Below are 21,042 nucleotides of genomic sequence, written 5' to 3'. Positions count from 1 at the left end.
TTCACTTGAAGATTAAAACTTACTTTTAATCTTATTAAATTCAATTTTAAAATCATCAAGACTAAATAAATACTCTCTATCAAAATCAGGTGTATCATAGCCTTCAATATATTGCAAGAAAGAAAAAACATCAGGTTCAACTTTAAGATCATTGGCCTCTATATTTTCAATTAAACTAGAGGCCCTTTGAGAAACTTTTTCTCTAGATTCTTTATTATTTAATACTAATTCAACTAATTTCATTATTTCTTCAGTTACATTTATCATATAAACTCCTATTTAGGTTTTACATCTCTTCTGGTTATACCTTCTTTGGTACCAATATAGTTTCCGTCTTTATCAAATCGATAATGTATTTTTTGTCCATTAGTAATACTTTCTTGAGGTCTTACCTGACGAACATTACCATTATGGTCAATTGTTTCCATCCATGTTCGTTTTTGTCCAGTTTCTGGATTCCATTCTCGCACTGGGCGCATACCTGCCATTTGACCTGGAGTTCTCGCCTCTCTCAATTCACCATAATATCTAATTCTTCCATCTGGCAATTCTTTCATTCCTCCTTGACCATACTTCTCCTGTTGTCTCAGATGTTCACGTAATTTTGCACCATTAGCAGCACTTTCAGCATTTGAATTTCTATCATTATTATGTGGACACCCCGCCAACCCCAACGGATCTACAAACGCCGTCGGTATTCCCACATACCCATACGGATTAAGTCCCCCCAACAACCCTATCGGGTCATGGCTGAGATATTGTCCGGTCTCCGGTGAATAATAACGGAAGCGGTTGTAATGCAACTCGCTTTCCTCATCATAATATTGCCCTACAAAACGATGGTTACATTTTAGAGGATTTGAATCATTTGCAGCATAATGGCGGTGACCGTCAATCTCTGCTTCGCCCCATAGGTTCAATTTCTGCCTGTAGTCGATATACCCGTCTTCGGTTAAAAGTTCGGTAATCGTCCCTACCTGGTCGGCAACAGTGTAATGTAACTGGCCTTTTTCATAACGTGCCGTCGGGGTGAAATCATCTTCCTGATACAGCCAGTTAATCGCATCTTCCCAGTTGGCTTGGGTTAGTGCTAGATTAACTTCCACACCATTAATTTGCAATGGTACTTCAGCAACTAACTGATTTTGCTTATACAGATAGCGATAGCCTTGAATTAGTTGGCTTACGCTCGTTTCGTTGGATGAAAGGCTATCAGTTTTGCCGGTATTTTTTCAGTTTGGTCTTGGCTTTCTATAACCGGTTCTTGTGAGGGATTTTCTTGTAGCTCCTAGGATTACCACAACATATTAAAACTGGTCGGTGTGATTCGATTGATAATTATTGACTGGTTCTTCGGTCAGTTCATTACGCCGACCACCGCCTTGGGCCTGTAAAAGGTCTAATGGGCTGAAAACCCGTTTTGATTCTGCTTGTGTGTCTGCCTAGATTGTCGTAGGGGTGTTGACATAGAATCTTGTCATACCACAGATTATATTACCTTCAGTACAACGCGTTTCTAGCTCTCTCTTATTAGCTTATAAAGATTTTAGGCACGCACCAGGAAACGCGCACCATCGAGAGGAGCGCTATATTCACAATAAAGTAACTGCATTACTAAGCCTGTTCTAGTCATTAAGTTTTAACTTCAAATACGAACATAATAACCGTCAGTGCATGCTATTTTACTTTTCCTGACAAATGTTTAAAAGAGTTATAAAGCGGAATATTGCCATTTGTCCTGTACTGATTTTCTTGTTGCTTCATGATTTACCGGTAAGTCATAAAGTTTTTCAATTGTTGCATCTAAAGCAAGAATATCCCGAAAGGATACTAAACGAAGTTTATCCATAGAATAATCACCATTTCCACAATGAAATTGCCAAGAAATTCCACTACCATCATCTTCATATATCACATGTAAAATGGGTTGTTTATCAACCAAAATATATGTAGATGTTAGAACGACAGAATCCAAATCAATATCAAATTTATTCATAATAAAGTACCCTTAAAAAAAGTTAATACGCTTTCCATCTTTTCCTTTTTTAACATCTGAAATAATATCTCTCACTAATTGAACGTCAAATTGTTCCGAAAAGATCAAAATTTTCTCTCGACTGCTCTCAGAAAACAAATAAGATGCTGCTAAGATAAATAAAAATGGATTTGTGACTTTGCCAATATGCTCAAGGTATTTAGGCTGAGTTACATAAGACATAATTCTATTAAAATCATCATCTTTAAGTACTAACTTTTTCATATAAATAGCAGCGCAAGCACCTGCAGCTTTCGAGAAGCTATTCGATTCCAAGGACTCATAAACAAATGATAAATTCTCTATTTTTGAATTCTCTAGATAGACAATGGCTAATGCTAGAGAGCGGTAGGTTACAGGTGTTGGAATGTCTCTTAGAATCAATGACTTCAGATAGGGAATTTCTTCTGCGCAATCGGTTGCGGCCATGGCGTAGAGCAAGTACATTTGCGTTTCCCAAGCTCTGTTTTTCTCTATCTCCGTCTCTAATGCACTATGTAGGTATGGCCCATATCCTTTTAGTCTGTCCTTTAAAATTTTCTTAGCTGCTTTCTTAACTAAAGGTGAACGCTTTGATGTTAATTCTTCTATGAGTGGCATATAGTCTCCTTTCTAAAATCATCATTGAATTGATCAAAAGAAAAATCCCTTCTTGCAAATTTTCAAAGTAAGAAAATTAGTTTTATCTTAAGTTAGAAAAATTTGTACTTGAATAACCTGATATTCGTTTATCTTAAACCAGTAATCCCGACTTGATTCAATTGTCATAGCGATAAATTGGGTATGTATATTTTCCATATTTTATAAACAACTAGTCTAAAATCGTTCCTAGAATCATCTTATTTTGCTCGGATAGCTGAAAGTTATCCATGAAATAGGGCAAAAGTCATCAAGCAAGGGATGACTAATTCCATCTATTGAGAGACCTTTTTTCTGACGTTCTTTTAATAAAACCAAGATTTCAATTGGGAAATATTGCCAGAGTAAGGTATTGAAATCTACTAAATGACTATCTCTGGTATTCGCTAAATGATAATCACACATGGATATAATTGTTTCTCTAAAAACATCAACATCCTCTGAAAAAATAGTTTCCATAACCTGTTTATAGGCATCATTCACATTCTGATAAGGATTCGTGTCAAAGGGTTGATATTTGGCATCACAAGCATTCTCCAGTAGGTTAGCAAGCCGATCACCCTCCCCATTTCCATAAAGAAAAACGACTAAAGGCAATAAACTCTTGGCTGAAAAGAAAATAATTTTTTTCCCTTTTTCAACTTGGGCTTCTTTAAAATAGGCTAATTTATCAATTAAAAACTCTACATAAGTATCATCTAAATAGGCAAGGGCAAATAAGATATTTAAACAAATATCTGTATCAAAGTTTGAGCCCCCTTTAGCCAAGTATTTAGCAGAAGCCATATCTGCCATTACAGAACAAAAACAGCCATTTAATAATAACTGGTAGTTTTCAGATGTTTTACTTTCTATAAAATTAGAGACTAGAGGATACGGACTTATAGAATCAATCATATCTATATGATCATACAGATATGATCTCATCTCACCATTTTCTTCATAGTTAACTTTAACGCTTTTCTTATCAGATTTTAGAGCTGTTAAAATGGCTTCAGTATTAGATAGGTTTTCTGCCTCTAAGTGAAAATCTCTTGCCTTCAGTATTTTATTTTTTATAGCAGTTAATTTTCTTTTTTGATTTGAAAGTGTTTTATTCATATTGACCTCTAAAATTTCATTTCTTACACTTAACTACCACTGTTTTTTGAAGTACATCTCTTCCTGCATTCCTATACTATCCAGTATTTCACAAGGAAGAATTGATCCACTTCCCATCATCGAGCCATTCTTTCTTATCAATCCACCATTTCCCCTTTTGAAACACCATTTGAAAACGATAGAGAGTTTCTATACCAGAACGATTCTCCTTGATATAGAAATAAGCTTGATTCCCGTCATGCTCTTCATCAACGATAGGATGCGTCTCAAATTTGTATTCAAATGGAAAGCGGACTGATAAGGCCTCTTCCCTTGCTCTGAGTGTTTTTTTAGATGTACAAAACTGATCAAAAATCGTAGCTAATTCATCCTTCAACATCTCTTTATAAGCTTTGTTTCTTAGGCTCCTAGTGGCTTTTCTTTCCCAAGTATACATAGCCTGCATAAACTGGAGTAAGGTTTCTTTTGCTAGATTCGTATGGCTCATAATTCCTCCTACTTAAACAACGGGACTAAAGGTTCGTTTATTATGAAGACATCGGTCATAAAAAGCTGTATTAAAGGCATTTTTTACTCCTCACGCATGCAAACATGTGGCAACTCTCTTCTAAGAAGTTCCCTTTGCTTTTGATTTGTTCTTCCCGTTGTTAAAAATCGGAGATGTTTCAGACTCTTCAGGTAGCTAACTGTTGATGCGTAGTTAAAAATAGACGTGTCAACAAAATCTAAAAAACGAAGTTCACTAGAGGGCTGGATAAAATCCAATTCTGGTAAATTTTTATTTGCTGTAAATGAAAGATAGAGCAACTGATTTAAATCCCTTATAAAATCAAAGTCCGGCAACTTTACACCATAATCAAAGTGCAGATAACGCATGCCTTTATGAAAAGAAATGTTCTCTATCGTTTCCAAATTTGTCATGGAAGATATCCCTAGAGCTTTCACACAATCATTCTGGGGTAAGATGATCTTTCTTACTTTTCTAGCCCCAACTATTAAAATCTTTTCTACTTGTTCATATTTTGAAAAGTCTAGCACATCAGATTTACTTCCCATCAAGTAAATCACCCTCGTATTGCTAGGTAAAGAAAGCTGGTTAAAATCTACATCTTTTAGCATATCCTCTGGGTTTTCGACAATGTACTTTTGTCTTAATAAGCGATTGATATCGATGAATTCTTTATAAGTCAATGTTTCATCCAATAATGGTGCAATCTCTTCAATAGAATGCAGAGGCTCCATTGCCATTAGATTCTCTCTTTCGGAAAATCCTTTTTTAATGATCTCTAAATATTTATCTAAACTGGTCATTATTCACCTCTTTTCATGAATTAAATGCTTCGTTTTCTATTTTCAACCTAAATCATTTTACAATGACACCCTGACTAGAAGACTAAATCATCGCTTGTCGCCAAAAGGTTAAAATCACGAATCTTCAGAGTATTTTTTCTAAATAAACTATATCCTGCTTGCTCAATCTCGATCAAAAATGACCTTGACTCTAGCTCTACCCGAAGCGTCTAGATATTGCTCTAGTTTCGTAATCGACTCCTCTGAATCAGACAATTGAACAAACAAATCCCCATTGATGGTCATGACATCCTTTGTCGGTAAAAGCATGAGATTTTCAACACTTGGATCATTCACTATCATTAAGGAAGGGGAATAAATACAGCTTCTGGAGAGGTCTAGATTTCCAAATCGTTCCCTAGCAGAAACAAAAATAGATTCCATCCCACCTTGGGCTTTCAGAACAAATTCCCTCTCGAAAAATGCTTCAAAACTGTCGTAGATCTCGATGACATCCATAGTAATCCCATCTAAATAATAAACTTGATGACTTTGAATGTTCCCATCCTTCATTCTATAAGCGAATTGATCTCCAATAGCAGACATACCAAAAAAATAGTAGTCTGATACATAATCCCTCCAGACATCTTTCCATAGCCTATCCGAATTCCAAGAGTCCAGCGTGATGGCTTGAGCAGAATCCGTCCCAAACAAGCGATAATAGCCACCATAAAACTCCAAGCCATTGGTCATGGAGAGCAAATCCAGGTGAGCTTGAGGAAACTGTCTGGCTTTGAGTTTTTCTAGTTCAAGAGCTGAAGCCCCACTTTCTTGTATGACCAGATCCTCACAACATTTTAAAAAATTCTTCATTTTCATTTGCTTCTCATCTCTTCATCTTTGGCTTTAGCCAAGCATAAATTCAATAAAGTCTTTTCGATAGGCTTCAGGAAGTTGCTTTTCGATAATAGTCATGATTCCTGTTAGAAAACCTTCTTTATAATCCGACAAGTCCTCATCAATGTAGATGTCATTCTCAAACTTGGTGATTTCTAGCTTTTTCATCTGACTATAGGTAGACAAGAAAGTAGATAAAGAGGGGCTTAAGCAATAGAGCTTGGAATTCCCAGGAATCTTGCCAAATACAGGACTAAGCTCGCTAGTTAGATCACAAAAGATTGGCTCATCGCCCATCATGTGGGCAAAAATCACATAACTCTCTTTCCAGCTAGGATCCTGCCATCCTTCTGATGCAGCTTCACATAGAGGGAGAGGAATTAGAGCAAGATCATAGGGAGCTCCTCTAAAATAAGCTTCTTCCTCAAAGCTCAAATGTTGGTAGAACTCTTTCAATTGACCAGACAAATCTGGCTTTTCGACATGGAGACAGTCACTAGTAAATACAAGCTCTCCTAAGCCCTTGTTTCTATGATAGACTTCTACGAATTCCTTTAACAAATTGAGCATCATTATTGGGCTCCTCTCACATTTTTTGGTTTATATTTGGCTATTTTCAACTGACGATTATGTATCATTCTGACCGCTAGCGACAGCCTGAGCCCATATTCGTTCAAATTCTTCTTGACTAATCTTGATGGAGTCTGATAGATCCAACTCATCTTTTCGACCATCATAGAGTAGAAACCCTACTTCTGGAACATAATCCTGTAGGCAAGAGGAAGCATAAGAGTGCCCATTCAAAACGTTAATTTGTCGACTTGCACGCTGACCAGTAAACTCTGTATAAATAACTCCTAGGCCTGTCATAAACTCACTATTGCCATAATAATATTATTTTTCACACATTAGAACCACCTTTACCATCTATCTCTCCAAGAATGGCGTTCTTTCCTCTTTGCCTCTTTCATCGACTAATTCTATATTCATTTTCAATTTATAGAACCTACGGGTTCTTAGCCTTATTCTCCAAGACTCTCACTTCTACTTTATCCTCCGCTAAATGGAGATCCAGTACTTTTTCCTGGTCTTGAAAGAAAAGTGTCAAGTCTCTGGTAGAAAATTCACTAAAATAAGAGGGCAAAAAGTCATCCAAAGACTCCATTTGAAACAAGACATAAATCGGTGAAAATTCCCAAAAAACTAGGATAAACTGACTACTATTGCCAACTAGACTTTGAATTAACCTACTTAAATCTTGAGTAGTGTGGGCAACAGGAAACTCATAAAGGCAAGGATGTGGAGAGTCTATAGGATTCAACTCCCCAGCATACCAAGCAATTTCTTTAGGTTTATCGGTCAGAAAATGGATATCCTTTATTCCCTTCAAACCCTTGATTCGTCTTTTCACTTTTAACAAGGATAATTTCTTTTTTAAGTCACTCATTGTTCTTGCTCCACCATTCTGAAACAGAAATTTTGCTCACAACCTCATTCTCTTTATCCAACAGATATAGGAAGTTACCTTTCGCTTCCAGTCTACCAAGTTTGCCCCCATAGTCTATCTCATGAGCAGGGCAGGATTGAATCAACTGACGGATGCTCTTATCCTTGTGCTCTATCTTCCAAAACAAATCCACCTTATCCAGCTGATGCTCCACTTGAATGGAATAGGTCGTGGATTGGATCTTCTTCCTTTTCCACTCCCAGCTATTTTCGTAATCGTTTTTCTCTATTTCATTGACTACATCCTCTATCAAGGAGCATGGAATAGAGAGTTCCTGAAACACGTGCTTTACTCCTTTTAACAAGGCCTCTAAGAGCAACTTTTTCTGTTCCAATGGACTCAAACTTTCATAGCTAGAAAAATCAAATAAGACCTGAACAGTACAGACACCAAGTAGGTTCATGATAGCTGGATTGCTAATCGTATCTACACATTCTACGATGATTTTCCAACAATCCTTGGTCACAACTGGTTTAAAGAGGCGCTCTACCATAGAGGTCATACATTTGGATTCATATACGAATGCTCTTCGCAGGTCTTTCCAATTCTGTCGATAGTCTTCAACTCTAGCTTCCTCGTAGGTTAGCGCAGCTGAGTCCATCAGCTCCTCAATCCTCTGTTGATTTTCTACATAGGGCTTATCTAATTCAAAATACTGTAACTTCATATTCGTGGTCTCGTAGTTTTTTTCTTGTAGAAAGGTTTAGCCTTAGGTCAAGGTCTAATGTTTGTGCTCTTCCTTCACTATTTTCCCATAGTCGTGGTGTCCCTCCTAGCAATGGAGGATTGTTTGATCATCCAGAATCTCCGCAAATAAGCTAGAAATTCAACTTTAAGTATCAATCTTCACTGGCCCAATCTCAGCAATTCTAATAAGGTCAGAAGATCCTGATAACATCACATCATTTTGGTTTATAAAATTGAATTCAATCTTATTCTCTAAAAAAAGCAGTTCCAGTTGACCATTCACCTTATGAATCCCCTTAGAATAAAAATGGATTTCATCTAAATTAAAAAACTCTAAATTAATTTTTATGGCATTGAATGCACTTTTCTGCCACTTTTCAGGGAAATTAGTTGGCAAATCAAATAAATAAAAGACAAGATCTAATTTGTAATCGTAACATAATACAGTGTCAAGAAATACATTATTCAAGTCCAAATCACCATCAAACAAATGAATAATCTTTTCCTTCCCCACTGCTTTTTCAAACCATTTCACAATATGAACTCCTTTTTTAAAAATGAATAAAAGTCTTGTTTTTAAGAGTTATTGTTTCGCTCTTTAAGGAGATTTTAGAATAGACTGACCCTCCTGCCGTCCTTTCCTTTTGTAACGTCATTGATTAAGTCCTTGACGATAGATATATCGAACTGACGAGAAAAGTCAACAATTTTCTGGCGATTCTGTTCTGGATATAGATAAGATGCTGCTAAGATAAATAAAAATGGATTTATGACTTGACCAATATGCTCAAGGTATTTAGATTGAGTCACATGATACATAATTCTGTTAAAATCGTCATCTTTCAGCACTATCTTTCTCTGATATATCGCTGCACAAGCACCTGCAGCTTGAGATGAGTTATTCGATTCCAAAGACTCATAGACAAAAGACAAGTTCTCTGTTTCTAAATTTTCTAGATAAGCAATCGCTACTGCTAAAGAGCGGTAGGTTACAGGGGTTGGGATGTCTCTCAGCAGTAATGACTTGAGATAGGGGACCTCTTCTGTACAATCCGTTGCGGCCATGGCGTAGAGCAAGTACATTTGTGATTCCCACGATCTAGGTTTTTCCATCTCCCCTTCCAAGGCCTGATGCAAAAATGGTCCATATCCTTTTAGTTTACCCTTTAAAATTTTTTTCGCAGCTTTTTTTACCAAGGGCGTACGTCCTGAAGTTAACTCATCTACATAGTTCATCTCAAACTCCTTTATTTCATTTGCTTGTCCAGTTCTTCTTCCAATATTCTGTTATAAACTATACTTCCGACACAGACTTCCCAGTCCAGGTCCTCAACTTCTTCCCTAGAAAAAATCTTAGGTTCTGTCCTACCATCTAGCCAGTCCTTCCCAAAGTGAGGACCATTTGGATCTCCCCATTTAAAGGCTAAATCATTATAAGGGCTTGGATCAAAATCCGCTTGGTGACGAATTATCTGCCAAGACTTACTGACCTCTATTCGCCAGATGAAAGAGATCGTCTCTTAGAACGATTCCATCGTCTTCTATCAAATACACCATGTGCTCCCAGAAGGGCAATTGTTGTTCAAGAGGCTTTTCCAAGGCAAGTACTTGATCCTTCAAGTTTGCTGCAATTCCTTCGACTTCATCTTGCTCAATCTCATAAAACTTTGCTTTCAAAAGAAAGATGCTTGATAGAAAGATCGAATAAGAGGAAACAAAAGCTTGCAAGGAAGAATTGACAAAAACTCTATCTTCTTGAAAAACTTCCCTTCCTTCTCGATTGCAAAGCAAGAAGATCTGCTTCTCTTCTCCAATTACAAAGGCACCTAAAAAACACTGACCAAAAAGCCTATAGCTCTCCTGATTTTTCCTTAGTTCGACTAGTTCTTCGCCTGCTTTGACAAAAGAAAATCCCATTTTAGAATAATCCTCTAAATAAGCCAAAAGGTTGAAACGGACCTCATCCAGACTAAATGGTTTCTCCTTTGTAGGCACCACACAAAAACCGTGCTCCTTCACTAATTCATTGATATCGACTATCATTTTTCTCCTCATCACTATCAGTCATTGGATATCATTTCTCTAATCGGCCTAGCTAATCTTCAAATTTCATAAAGTTATCATGCTGCTGATAATAATTTAAAGCCTCGACCAAGTCTTGGGGACTTGCATTTGGTTTTTCTTCAAGTGCGACTACAAGGACATCAATCAACTGGTCTCCATAGTAGACTAGCTGGAGATCTTGCTCCGCTACATCCGTCGGGTAGACATCAGAGTCTTCCACGACATCCGGATAATCGGATACCCAATAGAGGCTATCCAGTGTCAGTTCTCTATTCTCCTTGCCATAGAGGCAAAAATCATCTGAAGATAATTGATCCGCTTGCACCTGCTCGATTATCTGCTCGAGAGAAAGTTCTTGGTGTTTTCGCATCCCGTCTCCTTTTTAATCTCACTCTTCAACAAAAGAGTTCAAAAATTCCTCAAAAGAAGCCCATTGACCGTAGATCTCAGCTGTTTCTTCTAAGACATAGAAATAAACCTTGCCATAATCCTCTGCCCTTAGAGAAAGAGCATAGTTGCCAGAACCAGGATCATAGGCGAAATGAAGAAGGTCTGTAGCCTTAAATCCCGCAGGCACCACCTCATCGTCAAACCAGGTAAGAGACTTCCTCATCTCCTCCAGTGAATCAAAGGAATTAAAAGGAAAGAGGTGACGGTCATCGTGGACACTCCTTACTTGGGGCTGACCACCGTTGTGCTTGAGATAAAAGTCCATCATAGCCTCCGGTAATTTCTTTCCAAGAATCTCCTCAAATTGAAAAAGGTCATTTTTTGAAATCGGTGAATCTGCATCTAGCATCCTAAACATGATTACTCCCTTCAGTTTTCTACGATTCTTCTTTTAGTACCTTGTCAATAAAGTCATAGACATTTGTAGCAACTTTTTTCATTTCTAAGGAGCCTAAAGCACCCAGGTCATTTTCATAAATGCAATCATCAGAATTTTTCTTGATAAAGTAAGCCAAATCTCCTTCCTGTCCAATCATAAAGTAATCTGGCTCTACTTCCTCAATCTGATAAGTCTTATTTCGCTCCTCTAGATCCTCCTTGGCATACAAACAGATACCTGTATCTCCAATTTCATAGGGGTCAATCTCTTTCCAGTCCGTTAAAAACTGATAGTAGAGATTGGGCAAGACAAATCCAAACTCATCTCTTTTCATAGTTCACCTCCACATATTCATTAAGTATCAACTATATTACTTCAAAGACCAACCACCATCAATAGTCAAGATTTGTCCTTGCATGGCGCTTGCCTTTCCGCTTGCTAAAAAGAGACTGACTTCAGCCACTTCTTCTGGCTCAATCCAGCGTTTGATGGGTGTTTCACTGGCTACCCAGTCAGCCAGACCACCTGTCTCAAAGTCAGCTGCGGTCATACCTGTTTTGACAGCCCCCGGTGCAATGCCAAAAACTTGAATACCAGCTTCTGCATAATCCAGGGCCAACTGCTTGGTAAATCCCGCCAAGGCATGTTTAGACGAGGTATAGGCGTGACCACCACCACCAGCTAGATTTGAAGCAATGGAACACATATTGATGATGATTCCTTTTTTATTCCCTAGCATTTGCGTTAAATAATGGCGGGTTAACTCCACTGGAGTCACATAGTTGATTTCAAAAATCTCTTGAATTTCCTGGGCAGATTGTTCCAGTAAAGGTTTGTAATCATCCAAAACACCAGCCGTATTACATAAAATATCCACCTGAGGGCACCAGTCAAAAATTGGTTCTAAGTCAAGTGTTAAATCACGTTGTAAAAAGTGAAAGTCGCCTTGTAAATCAGGATTTTCACCCTGATCCACTCCGAAAACCTGATAACCTTTTTCTAAAAAGAGTCGAGCCTGTGCTAGGCCAATCCCTGAGCTAACACCCGTAATGAGTACACGTTTAGTCATGGACTTCCACCCAATCCGTCGCTAGGACATCACAAGGAGTCGGACTCCACATGGAAAAACCTTCCCCTTCACCAGACACGTTGATGAGGAAATAAGGTGTCACTTCAAGGGCGATACCATTTTGTTCAATGGTATCAAAGAGCTGGACATAGTTCTCAGCTCCACCCCAGCCAGTTCGTACATATTTCTTTTTTGCCTTAAGTCCAGGCAGAATTTCTTCGAATGTCATGTTTTTCTCCCTTATTTTCTAAATACCTTAATTTAATTATAACAAAAAACCGCTTTCCAACGGCTTTTTGACTGTGATTTCTGAATTGCAAATTCCACTTACGGCAAATCATTCCCTGCTGCGAGGTAAATCTCATACCATTCTTTTCGAGTTAGGTTAACATTACTTGCTTGGCTTGCTTCTATCAAATGTTTAGGGTTAGTTGTTCCTACTACTGCCTGCATCTTAGCTGGATAGCGTAACACCCAAGCGATAGCAATAGCCGATGGGCTTACACCGTATTTTAAGGCTAATCGATTTAGAACTTCATTTAGATCATGAAATTGCTCTTTTCCAACAAAATTACCCTTAAAATAGCCAAACTGCAAGACTGACCAAGCCTGAATGACCATGTCATTCAGTTTGCAGTATTCAAAGACGCTACCATCACGCAAAGCTGACTTGTCACCTTCCATATTGACATGGAAACCTGATTCAAATCCTGGTGTGAAAGCTGCGCTTAGCTGTAGCTGATTAATAGTTAGAGGTTGCTTAACTTCTTTCTTCAGCAATTCCATCATCATTGGATTTTGGTTGGATACACCAAAGTCACGAACTTTACCTGATTTATGAAGAATTTCAAAAGCTTCTGCCACTTGGTCAGCTTCCATCAAAGCATCTGGTCGATGGAGAAGCAAACTATCTAAATAATCAACCTGCAATCGTTGTAGAATCCCATCAACTGACTCTAAAATATAATCTCTTGAAAAATCAAAATAGGTAAATTCTTCAATGCGAATGCCACACTTGGACTGAATCCACATCTTTTCTCTCAGGTCAGGATGATTGTTTAACACTTGACCCAGTAATTCTTCGCAACGTCCACGACCATAGATATCTGCCAAGTCAAAAGCATTGATTCCTACAGATAGGGCTGTTTCAACCAGCTCCTCAACTTCTTTGACCGACTTATCACTGATTCGCATCATGCCTAGGACAATTTCTGATAATTCTCTTTTCTCTTGACCAAATGGAATGTATTTCATGGCAACTTCCTCCGTTTTTCTTCATTATAAAGCAGAATGACACTTTTATCAACTGATACCTTACAATAGAAAAGAACCAGCTCAAACTGGTTCTTTTAATCTTAGCCAATCACACTTCCGTTTGGTACAGCTGGATCAACTGTGAGAAGGGTTAATTTGCCATCATGTTCAGCTGAGAGGATCATACCTTGGCTGACATATTTTTTCATCATTTTACGTGGTTTAAGGTTGGCAACGATTTGGACTTTCTTGCCGACCAATTCTTGTTCGTTTGGATAGTATTTTGCAATACCAGAAAGGATTTGACGGTCTTCACCGTCACCAGCATCAAGGCGGAATTGGAGCAACTTATCAGAACCTTCCACTTTAGACACTTCTTTGACTTCTGCGACACGAATCTCGACCTTATCAAAGTCTTCAAACTTGATTTCATCCTTGTTGAGTTTGAGTTCAACTTCATCTGGATTCCATTCTTTTTCGACGGCTGGTTTGTTGCTTTCCATTTGTTCTTTGATATAGGCAATCTCTTCTTCCATGTCGAGACGTGGGAAGATTGGTGTTCCTTTAGCAACTACTGTTACACCTGCAGGGAAAGCAGCCAAGCTCAAATTCTCAAGGCTAGAAACTTCTACTAGACCAAGTTGAGTCAAGACTGCACGACTGGTTTCCATCATAAATGGCTCAATCAAGTGAGCAACGACACGAAGGCTAGCCGCCAAGTGGCTCATCACACTTGCCAATTGGTCACGATGAGCTTCATCCTTAGCCAAGACCCATGGAGCTGTCTCATCGATATACTTGTTGGTACGTGAGATAAGAGTCCAGACTGCCTCAAGCGCACGTGGATAGTCAACTGCTTCCATGTAGGTGTGGTAGTCAGCGATTGATTGTTCTGCTACTTGAGCAAGAGCATTGTCAAAGTCTGTCACACCTTCTACATAGGCAGGGATTTGACCATCAAAGTACTTGTTAATCATAGAAACCGTACGGTTGAGGAGGTTTCCGAGGTCATTTGCCAATTCATAGTTGATACGACCTACATAATCCTCTGGAGTGAAGGTTCCGTCTGAACCAACTGGAAGGCTACGCATGAGGTAGTAACGAAGTGGATCGAGACCATAACGCTCTACTAACATTTCAGGGTAAACGACATTCCCTTTAGACTTAGACATCTTGCCGTCTTTCATGACAAACCAACCATGGGCAATCAAGCGATCAGGCAATTTCATATCCAACATCATGAGAAGGATTGGCCAGTAGATTGAGTGGAAACGAAGGATATCTTTTCCGACCATGTGAAAGACTGTCCCATTCCAGAATTTATCGTAGTTAGCATGATCCTCTTGACCATAACCAAGAGCTGTCGCATAGTTAAGAAGGGCATCAATCCAAACGTAGACTACGTGTTTAGGATTTGATGGGACTGGTACACCCCAGGTAAAGGTTGTACGAGATACCGCCAAGTCTTCCAAACCAGGCTCAATAAAGTTTTTCAACATTTCATTGAGACGGCCATCTGGAGTGATGAAGTCAGGATGAGATTTGAAAAATTCGACCAAACGGTCTTGGTATTTACTTAGGCGAAGGAAATAAGACTCTTCAGATACCCACTCCACTTCGTGTCCTGATGGAGCGATACCACCTGTTACATTGCCAGTCTCATCACGGAAAACTTCCGCAAGTTGACTTTCTGTAAAGAATTCCTCATCTGAAACTGAATACCAACCAGAGTATTCACCAAGGTAGATGTCATCTTGAGCAATCAAGCGTTCAAAGACTTGAGCCACTACTTTTTCATGGTAGTCATCTGTGGTACGGATAAATTTATCGTATGAGATATCCAATAATTGCCAGAGTTCTTTAACTCCAACTGCCATACCGTCAACATAGGCTTGAGGTGTGATCCCAGCTTCTTCAGCTTTCTGTTGGATCTTTTGACCATGTTCATCAAGACCTGTCAGATAAAAGACATCGTAGCCCATCAGGCGTTTGTAGCGAGCTAGGACATCACAGGCGATGGTTGTATAGGCAGAACCGATATGAAGTTTACCAGATGGATAGTAAATCGGTGTTGTAATATAAAAATTCTTTTCAGACATAATATTTCCTTTCCAGGCTAATGAAACCTGTTTTTCTAACACTTCATTATATCACATTTTTAGTGATTTTCGATAGGGAAATCCATACAAAAAACAAGATAGACAAGCGCCCATCTCGTTTTTCCTGTTGATTGTCTTATTCATAGCGAAGTGCTTCAATTGGATCGAGCTTAGAAGCTTTATTGGCTGGTAAGACACCAAAGATTATTCCGATTCCGGCTGAAACAGCTAAGCTGAATAGAGAGATTGGAATAGAAACGCCAACTTCTAATTCTTGAACCATGTTTTGCAAGAGAACTCCAGCAACTGCTGTCATCCCCACTGCACTAACTAGACCAATAAGTCCACCTAACAAGGTTAAAATCATGGATTCAATCAAGAACTGAACTAGGATATTACCCCGAGTTGCTCCTAGTGCTTTCCGTAAACCAATCTCACGGGTACGCTCTGTCACAGAAACAAGCATAATGTTCATAACACCAGTACCGCCGACAAAGAGAGAAATTCCCGCAATGGCGCTAATAACAGTCGTCATAAAACCAAAGATTTGCTGAACTTCTTGGAAGGCCTCGGATGCATCAGCTACTTGGTATTCTCCTTGTTGCAGTCCTGCAATTTCAGTCAGCTTACTAGCCAGTTCAGGACCCAAGGTCGGTGTTAAGCTAGTATCATTGACACGGAAGACAATATCAGTAATTTCATCAGTATGAAAGTTAGCTGCAAGGGAAATATTGGTCGTAATTGGCATACCACCAATTCCAAAAGTTTTAGCAGCCTTAGCCTCAGTACTACTATAAACACCAATGACACGGTAACTGAGTTCATTCACTTCAACGATTTGATTAAGGGCTTCTTGAGCTGAACCAAAGAGACTATTAGCAAGCTCTTCATCCAAAATAATCACACTAGCAAAATCTTTAAAATCTTGCGGTCTTAAGCTACGTCCTGCAACAATTTTATTCTCAACCGCATCCATATAAGTAATATTTCCACCAGTCAAGTTTGCACGTTCAACTGTCTTATCCTTATAAGTCAAGGTAACATTAGTTGTATTTGTCACATAATAACTATCCACACCCTTGAGCTTAGCAGCTTCTCTAACCCAAGCTTCTTGCGGTTTTGGTGGTTCAACCACGACTTCTTCTTCTGCACCTGATAAGGTAAGTGCTGATTGCTTCTGAGTGAAGGAACCATCCTTACTCTTTGTGGGTGAGAAAAAGACATGGATGTTTTTCTGGGACTTTGTCATGTTTTTATTGACCTGACGAGACATGGAATCTCCTAGGGCCATGATTACAACGACTGATGATACACCGATAATAATCCCAATCATGGTTAAGAAAGAACGCATCTTGTGAGCCATAATGGATGAAAAGGCAAATTTCAGATTTTGCATCTTAGTTTTCCTCCTTTTCTTCTTGGGCACTATCTGACGAAATGATACCATCACGGATGACAATTTGTCGCTTAGCATAGGCAGCAATTTCAGGCTCATGCGTAACCATGATAATGGTTTTTCCTTCTTTGTTTAATTCAACCAAGAGTTGCATGATCTGGTTTCCTGTTTTGGTATCAAGAGCTCCGGTAGGCTCATCTGCCAAGATGATAGAAGGATTGTTAACGAGTGCACGCGCTATGGCCACTCTTTGCTTTTGACCACCAGATAGTTCTGATGGTAAGTGATGACTTCTGTCGGTTAATTCTACTTTTTCTAGATATTCCTCAGCTAACTTACGCCGTTTTGAAGCAGGAACTCCAGCATAAATCAAGGGCAACTCCACATTTTGCAATGCATTCATCTTAGATAAGAGAAAGAACTGTTGGAAGACAAAACCAATCTCTTGATTTCTTACTTTGGCTAACTGTTTTTCACCCAAACCAGCCACTTCTTTGCCTTCTAAGTAGTACTCACCGCTTGTAGGGGTATCCAACATACCAATGGTATTCATGAGGGTAGACTTACCAGAACCTGACGGTCCCATAATCGCTACGAATTCCCCCTCATGAACTTCTAAGTTAATATTTTTAAGAACTTGAAGCTCTTGATCACCATTTCGATAGCTACGGCAGATATTTTTGAGGCTAATTAGTTGCTTCATCAGTCTTCACCTCTTTTCCTTCTTCTAAGGAAGCTGTCGGATTACTGATGACTTTTGTTCCATCTGTCAAACCAGATGTGATTTCTTGGTTTTCTGCGTCCGCATTACCCAACCCAACTTCAACTTTTTTAGCCTTCTTGTTTTCATCAAGAATCCAAACATAGTTTTTATCTTCTTCCATGACCACACTAGTAATCGGAACAATCAAGGCCTTGCTACTATTCTTAACTTCAATGCTAACAGTAAAACCTTGTTTCAAATCTCCAACTTCACTTGTAACATCAATAGTGAAAGGGTATTTAGATCCTGAATTAGAACCACTTTGACTTGAATTTGATTCACTGTTGTTTTTTGGATAGTTTGAGATATATGAAATCTTTCCAGTCCATGTCTTATCAGGATAAACCTTTGTAGTAAATGTAACTTCTTGACCAACTGAAAGGTTAGCGAGATTATACTCTGATAGTTCTCCCTTAACCTGCAAATTATCGTTACTTACGATATGGACCAAAACTTGACTATTTCCCGTCGGATTTTTAGAAACATTACGGTTTACCTCAACAACAGTACCCTCAACTGTACTTAATACCGTCGTCGCATTCAACTGAGCTAATGCTTTTTCTTGTTGAGCTACTGCATCTGCACGAGTGTCACGTGCATCACTAATTTGTGAATCAATAGAAGATACAGATGAACCAGACGTTTGAGCTTGGGCTCCATCTACACTACCTTCGAGTCCTGCTTGAGGAATAGCTGGCGTTGCCTCTGCATTATTACGCGCTTGGTACAGTTCATTGACATGACGGTCAGCCTTAGCAATAGCACGAGTAGCAGCATCATAAGCAGCTTGCGCTTCAGAACTACTATACTTTACTAAAGCTTGCCCTTCACTAACCTGATCTCCAACCGAAACCAAGACCTCATCTAGTTCGCCCTTACTTCCATCAAAATAAACATATTGCTCATTTTGAGCAGTTACACTACCAGATAAGAGAACCGAGGAAGCAACCGTTCCTTCTTTTGCAATCACGATGTGACTCGGTTCATCGCTAGCTACTGTTTCACTCGGTTGTCTGAAAAGCAAGATAGTTCCTGCCCCTAACACCAGGGCTGTCGCAACACCGATAGCAGTATATAAAGGCCATTTTTTAGCTTTTGACTTCTTCTTCATTTTAATACCTCTTTTTAAAACATATATTAAGATTATAGCACAAGTCCTAAAAATGGACAATTTATTTCCGACCATCCAAAAATTATTGCCGAATCTTTTATTGTTGTGTTAGTTATATAATACAACTTCTTTTTTATTTTTGCAAGCATTTTCTTAAAAATTTTAAGCGTAGCAGATTTTTGCATTCAGTATTAAAAAAAGATAGAATATGTCTTAGAAAATTACCAAAGGAGATCCTATGAGAGAATACGACATCATTGCTATCGGAGGAGGTAGCGGAGGTATTGCTACTATGAATCGTGCTGGTGAGCACGGTGCTAAGGCTGCAGTAATCGAAGAAAATAAATTAGGTGGAACTTGTGTTAATTTAGGTTGTGTTCCTAAGAAAATTATGTGGTACGGAGCTCAAATTGCAGAAAGTATCCACCAGTATGGACCTGACTATGGTTTTACAAATACTGGTGTCAATTTTGATTTTTCTACCCTTCGTAAAAATCGTGAAGCCTATATTGATCGTGCTCGTTCTTCTTATGATGGAAGCTTCAAACGTAACGGAGTTGATTTGATTGAAGGACGTGCAGAGTTCGTAGATGCTCATACAGTCAGTGTTAATGGTGAATTGATCCTTGCCAAGCACATTGTCATTGCAACTGGAGCTCAGCCACATATTCCAGCTATTCCTGGTGCTGAGTTAGGGGGTAGCTCAGATGATGTCTTTGCTTGGGAAGAGTTGCCAGATTCTGTAGCCATTCTTGGTGCAGGTTACATTGCTGTTGAATTGGCTGGCGTGCTCCATACCCTTGGTGTGCAGACAGATTTATTCGTCCGTCGCGAGCGTCCGCTCCGTGGATTTGATAGCTATATTGTTGAGAGTCTAGTTCAAGAAATGGCCAATACTGGACTAAACCTCCACACTCACAAGGTTCCTGCTAAACTTGAAAAAACAGTTCAAGGTATTACTATTCATTTCGAAGATGGCAGCACTCATACTGCCAGTCAAGTTATCTGGGCAACTGGTCGCCGTCCAAACGTTGAAGGACTTCAACTCGAAAAAGCTGGTGTTACCCTCAATGAACGTGGCTTTATCCAGGTTGATGAATACCAGAACACAGTCGTTGACGGAATCTACGCTCTTGGGGATGTTACAGGTGAAAAGGAACTAACGCCTGTAGCAATCAAGGCTGGTCGTACCCTATCCGAGAGACTTTTCAACGGTAAAACCAATGCCAAAATGGACTACACTACTATTCCAACTGTAGTCTTTTCACACCCAGCAATCGGAACAGTCGGTCTGACTGAGGAAGAAGCAATCAAAGAGTACGGTCAAGAAAACGTCAAAGTCTATACTTCAAAATTTGCATCTATGTATTCTGCCGTTACTAGTCATCGTCAAGAAGCTCGCTTCAAGCTCGTTACAGCTGGTGCAGACGAAAAGGTAGTTGGCCTTCATGGAATCGGCTACGGAGTTGACGAAATGATCCAAGGTTTTGCAGTTGCTATCAAGATGGGAGCTACAAAAGCTGACTTTGATGCTACTGTCGCTATCCATCCAACAGGTTCAGAAGAATTTGTAACTATGCGTTAATTTTAAAAGAGACCATTTAGTCTCTTTTTTATTATTAATCGGCTGTTACAAAATCAGTTAACTATTTATAAATAGATGGTTGACTTTATGTAATGGAATTATATAATAGTTACTATAAAAACAAAAAGAGGTTAACTATTTTGAAAAAAGCACATATCTATGCCATCCCTGCTATAGGAGCTGCCCTTATTGCAGTATTAGCCAAAATCAGCATTCCAATCGGTCCAGTACCCTTCACTCTGCAAAACTTTGCTATTGGATTAATTGCTACTGTTTTTAGACCTAGAGAAGCTGTCCTCTCAGTAGGACTTTATCTATTACTGGGTGCCATTGGTCTTCCTGTTTTCGCTAGCGGTGGAGCTGGTTTTCACGTTTTAGTAGGACCAAGTGCTGGTTACCTTTGGTTTGATCTTGTCTATGCTGGACTTACGTCCTATCTAATTCACACGAATAGTGGTTTCTTACGTATTTTCTTTGCAAATCTCTTGGGAGATTCTCTTGTCTTTGTAGGTGGTATTCTCAGCCTCCACTTCCTAGCTGGGATGCCTTTTGATAAAGCATTGGCTGTAGGAGTCATTCCTTTTATCATTCCTGATCTAGCTAAAATTGTTGCAATTAGCTTCATCAGCCGACCACTACTTCATCGTCTCAAAAATCAACCTTACTTTGCAGGTTAATAAAAAGGATAGTGAATACTGTTCACTATCCTTTTCAAC

General features: G+C 39.0%; 27 protein-coding genes. 2 read left to right on the top strand and 25 right to left on the bottom strand.

Going from position 1 to position 21,042, the window contains the following annotated elements:
* Positions 1-12: 12 nt before the first annotated feature.
* The 25 genes from PAN07_RS03540 to PAN07_RS03420 all read right to left on the bottom strand — a co-directional run bounded on the left by PAN07_RS03540 (position 13) and on the right by PAN07_RS03420 (position 18,741).
* The gene (locus PAN07_RS03540; protein ID WP_049515112.1) at positions 13-267 is read right to left on the bottom strand and encodes a hypothetical protein; all 255 of its coding nucleotides are present in this window, start codon (positions 265-267) and stop codon (positions 13-15) included.
* A gap of 8 nt (positions 268-275) precedes the next feature.
* On the bottom strand, positions 276-1,106 hold the full coding sequence (locus tag PAN07_RS03535; RefSeq protein WP_269797087.1) for an RHS repeat-associated core domain-containing protein: 831 nt from the start codon (positions 1,104-1,106) through the stop codon (positions 276-278).
* A 605-nt stretch (positions 1,107-1,711) separates the two neighbouring features.
* Positions 1,712-1,996 carry a hypothetical protein gene (locus PAN07_RS03530; protein ID WP_049514873.1) on the bottom strand — a complete coding sequence of 95 codons (285 nt, stop codon included), beginning with the start codon at positions 1,994-1,996 and terminating at the stop codon, positions 1,712-1,714.
* A 12-nt stretch (positions 1,997-2,008) separates the two neighbouring features.
* Positions 2,009-2,635 carry a hypothetical protein gene (locus PAN07_RS03525; RefSeq protein ID WP_269797086.1) on the bottom strand — a complete coding sequence of 209 codons (627 nt, stop codon included), beginning with the start codon at positions 2,633-2,635 and terminating at the stop codon, positions 2,009-2,011.
* A 234-nt stretch (positions 2,636-2,869) separates the two neighbouring features.
* Positions 2,870-3,775, bottom strand: coding sequence for a hypothetical protein (locus PAN07_RS03520; RefSeq protein WP_269797085.1), 906 nt, complete (start codon positions 3,773-3,775; stop codon positions 2,870-2,872).
* 88 nt (positions 3,776-3,863) lie between these two features.
* The gene (locus tag PAN07_RS03515) at positions 3,864-4,262 is read right to left on the bottom strand and encodes an NTF2 fold immunity protein (protein ID WP_269797084.1); all 399 of its coding nucleotides are present in this window, start codon (positions 4,260-4,262) and stop codon (positions 3,864-3,866) included.
* Positions 4,263-4,345: 83 nt separating this feature from the next.
* On the bottom strand, positions 4,346-5,086 hold the full coding sequence (locus PAN07_RS03510) for a hypothetical protein (protein WP_269797083.1): 741 nt from the start codon (positions 5,084-5,086) through the stop codon (positions 4,346-4,348).
* A 162-nt stretch (positions 5,087-5,248) separates the two neighbouring features.
* Entirely contained in the window at positions 5,249-5,938 is a 690-nt protein-coding gene (locus tag PAN07_RS03505; protein ID WP_269797082.1) for an SMI1/KNR4 family protein, read from the bottom strand.
* A 33-nt stretch (positions 5,939-5,971) separates the two neighbouring features.
* A complete protein-coding gene (locus tag PAN07_RS03500) occupies positions 5,972-6,535 on the bottom strand; it encodes a hypothetical protein (RefSeq protein WP_269797081.1) in 564 nt (187 codons plus the stop codon).
* 54 nt (positions 6,536-6,589) lie between these two features.
* Positions 6,590-6,832, bottom strand: a complete 243-nt coding sequence (locus tag PAN07_RS03495; protein WP_269797080.1) for a hypothetical protein — start codon at positions 6,830-6,832, stop codon at positions 6,590-6,592.
* A 136-nt stretch (positions 6,833-6,968) separates the two neighbouring features.
* On the bottom strand, positions 6,969-7,409 hold the full coding sequence (locus PAN07_RS03490; protein WP_269797079.1) for a hypothetical protein: 441 nt from the start codon (positions 7,407-7,409) through the stop codon (positions 6,969-6,971).
* Positions 7,402-8,136, bottom strand: coding sequence for a hypothetical protein (locus PAN07_RS03485; RefSeq protein WP_269797078.1), 735 nt, complete (start codon positions 8,134-8,136; stop codon positions 7,402-7,404). Before PAN07_RS03485 ends, PAN07_RS03490 begins: the two co-directional genes overlap by 8 nt.
* Before the next feature lie 165 nt (positions 8,137-8,301).
* Positions 8,302-8,691, bottom strand: coding sequence for an Imm50 family immunity protein (locus PAN07_RS03480; RefSeq protein ID WP_269797077.1), 390 nt, complete (start codon positions 8,689-8,691; stop codon positions 8,302-8,304).
* 74 nt (positions 8,692-8,765) lie between these two features.
* Positions 8,766-9,392, bottom strand: coding sequence for a hypothetical protein (locus tag PAN07_RS03475; RefSeq protein ID WP_269797076.1), 627 nt, complete (start codon positions 9,390-9,392; stop codon positions 8,766-8,768).
* Positions 9,393-9,638: 246 nt separating this feature from the next.
* Entirely contained in the window at positions 9,639-10,199 is a 561-nt protein-coding gene (locus PAN07_RS03470) for an immunity protein (RefSeq protein ID WP_269797075.1), read from the bottom strand.
* 52 nt (positions 10,200-10,251) lie between these two features.
* Complete coding sequence (locus PAN07_RS03465; protein WP_269797074.1) at positions 10,252-10,590, bottom strand: hypothetical protein; 339 nt, start codon at positions 10,588-10,590, stop codon at positions 10,252-10,254.
* Positions 10,591-10,608: 18 nt separating this feature from the next.
* Positions 10,609-11,028 (bottom strand): SMI1/KNR4 family protein, encoded by a 420-nt coding sequence (locus PAN07_RS03460; protein WP_269797073.1) that lies wholly within the window; start codon positions 11,026-11,028, stop codon positions 10,609-10,611.
* Between the two features lie 19 nt (positions 11,029-11,047).
* The gene (locus PAN07_RS03455) at positions 11,048-11,383 is read right to left on the bottom strand and encodes a hypothetical protein (RefSeq protein ID WP_269797072.1); all 336 of its coding nucleotides are present in this window, start codon (positions 11,381-11,383) and stop codon (positions 11,048-11,050) included.
* Between the two features lie 36 nt (positions 11,384-11,419).
* A complete protein-coding gene (locus PAN07_RS03450; RefSeq protein ID WP_269797071.1) occupies positions 11,420-12,118 on the bottom strand; it encodes a 3-oxoacyl-ACP reductase in 699 nt (232 codons plus the stop codon).
* Positions 12,111-12,347: a DUF2829 domain-containing protein gene (locus tag PAN07_RS03445; protein WP_049479736.1), complete on the bottom strand. Its 237-nt coding sequence runs from the start codon at positions 12,345-12,347 to the stop codon at positions 12,111-12,113. The genes PAN07_RS03450 and PAN07_RS03445 overlap by 8 nt, the downstream gene beginning before the upstream one ends.
* Before the next feature lie 98 nt (positions 12,348-12,445).
* Complete coding sequence (locus PAN07_RS03440) at positions 12,446-13,372, bottom strand: aldo/keto reductase (RefSeq protein WP_269797070.1); 927 nt, start codon at positions 13,370-13,372, stop codon at positions 12,446-12,448.
* 101 nt (positions 13,373-13,473) lie between these two features.
* Positions 13,474-15,471, bottom strand: coding sequence for a methionine--tRNA ligase (metG, locus tag PAN07_RS03435; protein WP_269797069.1), 1,998 nt, complete (start codon positions 15,469-15,471; stop codon positions 13,474-13,476).
* Positions 15,472-15,607: 136 nt separating this feature from the next.
* Entirely contained in the window at positions 15,608-16,867 is a 1,260-nt protein-coding gene (locus PAN07_RS03430) for an ABC transporter permease (RefSeq protein WP_269797068.1), read from the bottom strand.
* A 1-nt stretch (position 16,868) separates the two neighbouring features.
* Positions 16,869-17,570 (bottom strand): ABC transporter ATP-binding protein, encoded by a 702-nt coding sequence (locus PAN07_RS03425; RefSeq protein WP_269797067.1) that lies wholly within the window; start codon positions 17,568-17,570, stop codon positions 16,869-16,871.
* Positions 17,554-18,741, bottom strand: a complete 1,188-nt coding sequence (locus tag PAN07_RS03420; protein WP_269797066.1) for an efflux RND transporter periplasmic adaptor subunit — start codon at positions 18,739-18,741, stop codon at positions 17,554-17,556. The genes PAN07_RS03425 and PAN07_RS03420 overlap by 17 nt, the downstream gene beginning before the upstream one ends.
* A 238-nt stretch (positions 18,742-18,979) precedes the next feature.
* Between PAN07_RS03420 and gor the strand changes: the two genes are divergently transcribed.
* Positions 18,980-20,326, top strand: coding sequence for a glutathione-disulfide reductase (gor, locus tag PAN07_RS03415; RefSeq protein WP_269797065.1), 1,347 nt, complete (start codon positions 18,980-18,982; stop codon positions 20,324-20,326).
* Between the two features lie 140 nt (positions 20,327-20,466).
* The gene (locus tag PAN07_RS03410; RefSeq protein WP_269797064.1) at positions 20,467-21,003 is read left to right on the top strand and encodes a biotin transporter BioY; all 537 of its coding nucleotides are present in this window, start codon (positions 20,467-20,469) and stop codon (positions 21,001-21,003) included.
* The last annotated feature ends 39 nt before the right edge of the window (positions 21,004-21,042 follow it).

This window comes from Streptococcus sp. SM5, from assembly GCF_027497975.1.
Note: the sequence above shows the minus strand (reverse complement) of the source record. Positions and strands in the feature narration are given on the sequence as shown.

Coding starts and splice junctions, on each gene's coding strand:
- PAN07_RS03485 (WP_269797078.1), bottom strand. CDS start 8,136: ATGAAGTTACAGTATTTTGAATTAGATAAGCCCTATGTAGAAAATCAA.
- PAN07_RS03520 (WP_269797085.1), bottom strand. CDS start 3,775: ATGAATAAAACACTTTCAAATCAAAAAAGAAAATTAACTGCTATAAAA.
- PAN07_RS03510 (WP_269797083.1), bottom strand. CDS start 5,086: ATGACCAGTTTAGATAAATATTTAGAGATCATTAAAAAAGGATTTTCC.
- PAN07_RS03505 (WP_269797082.1), bottom strand. CDS start 5,938: ATGAAGAATTTTTTAAAATGTTGTGAGGATCTGGTCATACAAGAAAGT.
- PAN07_RS03460 (WP_269797073.1), bottom strand. CDS start 11,028: ATGTTTAGGATGCTAGATGCAGATTCACCGATTTCAAAAAATGACCTT.
- PAN07_RS03540 (WP_049515112.1), bottom strand. CDS start 267: ATGATAAATGTAACTGAAGAAATAATGAAATTAGTTGAATTAGTATTA.
- PAN07_RS03530 (WP_049514873.1), bottom strand. CDS start 1,996: ATGAATAAATTTGATATTGATTTGGATTCTGTCGTTCTAACATCTACA.
- PAN07_RS03420 (WP_269797066.1), bottom strand. CDS start 18,741: ATGAAGAAGAAGTCAAAAGCTAAAAAATGGCCTTTATATACTGCTATC.
- PAN07_RS03430 (WP_269797068.1), bottom strand. CDS start 16,867: ATGCAAAATCTGAAATTTGCCTTTTCATCCATTATGGCTCACAAGATG.
- PAN07_RS03440 (WP_269797070.1), bottom strand. CDS start 13,372: ATGAAATACATTCCATTTGGTCAAGAGAAAAGAGAATTATCAGAAATT.
- PAN07_RS03450 (WP_269797071.1), bottom strand. CDS start 12,118: ATGACTAAACGTGTACTCATTACGGGTGTTAGCTCAGGGATTGGCCTA.
- PAN07_RS03475 (WP_269797076.1), bottom strand. CDS start 9,392: ATGAACTATGTAGATGAGTTAACTTCAGGACGTACGCCCTTGGTAAAA.
- PAN07_RS03445 (WP_049479736.1), bottom strand. CDS start 12,347: ATGACATTCGAAGAAATTCTGCCTGGACTTAAGGCAAAAAAGAAATAT.
- PAN07_RS03425 (WP_269797067.1), bottom strand. CDS start 17,570: ATGAAGCAACTAATTAGCCTCAAAAATATCTGCCGTAGCTATCGAAAT.
- PAN07_RS03465 (WP_269797074.1), bottom strand. CDS start 10,590: ATGCGAAAACACCAAGAACTTTCTCTCGAGCAGATAATCGAGCAGGTG.
- PAN07_RS03495 (WP_269797080.1), bottom strand. CDS start 6,832: ATGACAGGCCTAGGAGTTATTTATACAGAGTTTACTGGTCAGCGTGCA.
- PAN07_RS03525 (WP_269797086.1), bottom strand. CDS start 2,635: ATGCCACTCATAGAAGAATTAACATCAAAGCGTTCACCTTTAGTTAAG.
- PAN07_RS03490 (WP_269797079.1), bottom strand. CDS start 7,409: ATGAGTGACTTAAAAAAGAAATTATCCTTGTTAAAAGTGAAAAGACGA.
- metG (WP_269797069.1), bottom strand. CDS start 15,471: ATGTCTGAAAAGAATTTTTATATTACAACACCGATTTACTATCCATCT.
- PAN07_RS03515 (WP_269797084.1), bottom strand. CDS start 4,262: ATGAGCCATACGAATCTAGCAAAAGAAACCTTACTCCAGTTTATGCAG.
- PAN07_RS03500 (WP_269797081.1), bottom strand. CDS start 6,535: ATGATGCTCAATTTGTTAAAGGAATTCGTAGAAGTCTATCATAGAAAC.
- gor (WP_269797065.1), top strand. CDS start 18,980: ATGAGAGAATACGACATCATTGCTATCGGAGGAGGTAGCGGAGGTATT.
- PAN07_RS03470 (WP_269797075.1), bottom strand. CDS start 10,199: ATGATAGTCGATATCAATGAATTAGTGAAGGAGCACGGTTTTTGTGTG.
- PAN07_RS03455 (WP_269797072.1), bottom strand. CDS start 11,383: ATGAAAAGAGATGAGTTTGGATTTGTCTTGCCCAATCTCTACTATCAG.